Annotated in this window: 2 protein-coding genes; both read right to left on the bottom strand. The window is 56.1% G+C overall.

Features of this window, described 5'->3' with window-relative positions:
- Positions 1–769: integron integrase (locus tag ACFSSA_RS15725; RefSeq protein WP_386821583.1), on the bottom strand; the 769-nt coding region annotated here is incomplete at its 3' end.
- Positions 762–1,316 carry a hypothetical protein gene (locus ACFSSA_RS15720; protein WP_386821582.1) on the bottom strand — a complete coding sequence of 185 codons (555 nt, stop codon included), beginning with the start codon at positions 1,314–1,316 and terminating at the stop codon, positions 762–764. The genes ACFSSA_RS15725 and ACFSSA_RS15720, both read right to left, overlap by 8 nt.
- Positions 1,317–1,441 lie beyond the last annotated feature (125 nt).

The following is a 1,441-nucleotide window of genomic DNA, read 5'->3' as shown; positions in this document are numbered from 1 at the left end:
AGATCATCGTTGTCTGCACGCTCTCATGTCCCAGCAGCTCCTGCACCGTCCGGATGTCCCGCCCCATTTCGAGCAGATGAGTCGCGAACGAATGCCGCAGCACGTGGCAGGTAACCCGTTTGTCAATTCTCGCCACTTCTGAAAGCCGTTTCATCGACCGCTGCACACCGTTCTCATGCACATGGTGCCGCCGCACCCGGTTTGCACGTGGATCCACTGAAAGCTTTGGCGAGGGGAAAAGCCAGAACCACGTCCACTCCTTTCCAGCCCCCGGCGACTTCCGGTCGAAGGCACCAGGCATATGAACCCCGTCCAGATCCGCGGCACGGTCATCGTCGAACATTTTCCGTATGCCCGCCAAATGTTCCCTGAGAGGCTCCTTCAATCTCCTCGCCAGCGGCACCCTCCGGTCCTTGTTTCCCTTGCCCTGTCTTACCATCAGATACCCGTTGTCGAAATCGATATCCTTCACCCGCAGCCTCACACACTCCATCACCCGCAGTCCGGAGGCATACATCACCTGCAGCATCAGCGCGTAAGTCCGCGCCAGCCCGCCCCGACGCGTCTCTTCCTCCGCTGCATCGAGCAAGCGCAATACCTCCGCCTTGCTTAGCACTACTGGTAGCTTCTGGCTTTCCTTCGCCTTGCGGAAATTCCGCAGATCCACCTGCTCGAAACCCCGAACACGCTTCAGGTAGAACGCCATCGCGTTGAGCGCCTGCTTCTGCGTTCCCATCACCACTCCGCCTTTAACCGCCAGATCACTCAAAAAAAACCTCCGCCTCCGCCACGCCCGGGAGACCGTCCTCCCGCTTCCCGTGCGTCATCAGCCTCACCACCCATTGCAAATAATTTTCCTCCGTCCGTAACGCATAATTTCCTTCCCGCATCACCCGCACCAGCGCCGTCAGGCTATCCACCTTATCCCCGGAAAACCCCATGGCAGCCCAGACGTCACGCAGCTTGTCCAAGGTCTCAACTATCAACTCACCCGGCACTTCGAAACGATCCACCCGATACCCCTCCCAATCCACCAGGTGCGCCCATTCCTCGCCCAGAAGCACCTCATGCGCCATTCGCACCGCCTCCGCCGTCTGGTAAACCACGAACGGCTCCGTGCCTGCCGTGTGACTTAATTTATTTAAATACTCTTCAAGAAAATCCTTCTTTGAGATCCCCGCAGGCCGCTGCCGGAACGCCACCCCCCACCGCTCAAGATGCCGCAAATAGTAAGGACGAGACTTCTCGGGAACCCTTTCCCTCACTAGAAGGTCCTGGAAATCCCTCAGAAACTCATCCTTTTTGCCGCTTGTCATCCCTCGATACCCTGATATTTTCGACACGTCGGCAATCCCAAAACATTTGCCAATACAAAAAAGGAGGAAGACAGTTATCTCACACAGTGAATTAATTTAATATTCCTCTCATCAATCTAATAAAC

The sequence above is a fragment of the Luteolibacter algae genome (assembly GCF_042683045.1).
GTDB classification, from domain to species: Bacteria; Verrucomicrobiota; Verrucomicrobiia; order Verrucomicrobiales; family Akkermansiaceae; genus Luteolibacter; species Luteolibacter algae.
The sequence above is the reverse complement of the archived record's forward strand: the minus strand, read 5'-3'. Positions and strand labels throughout refer to the sequence as shown.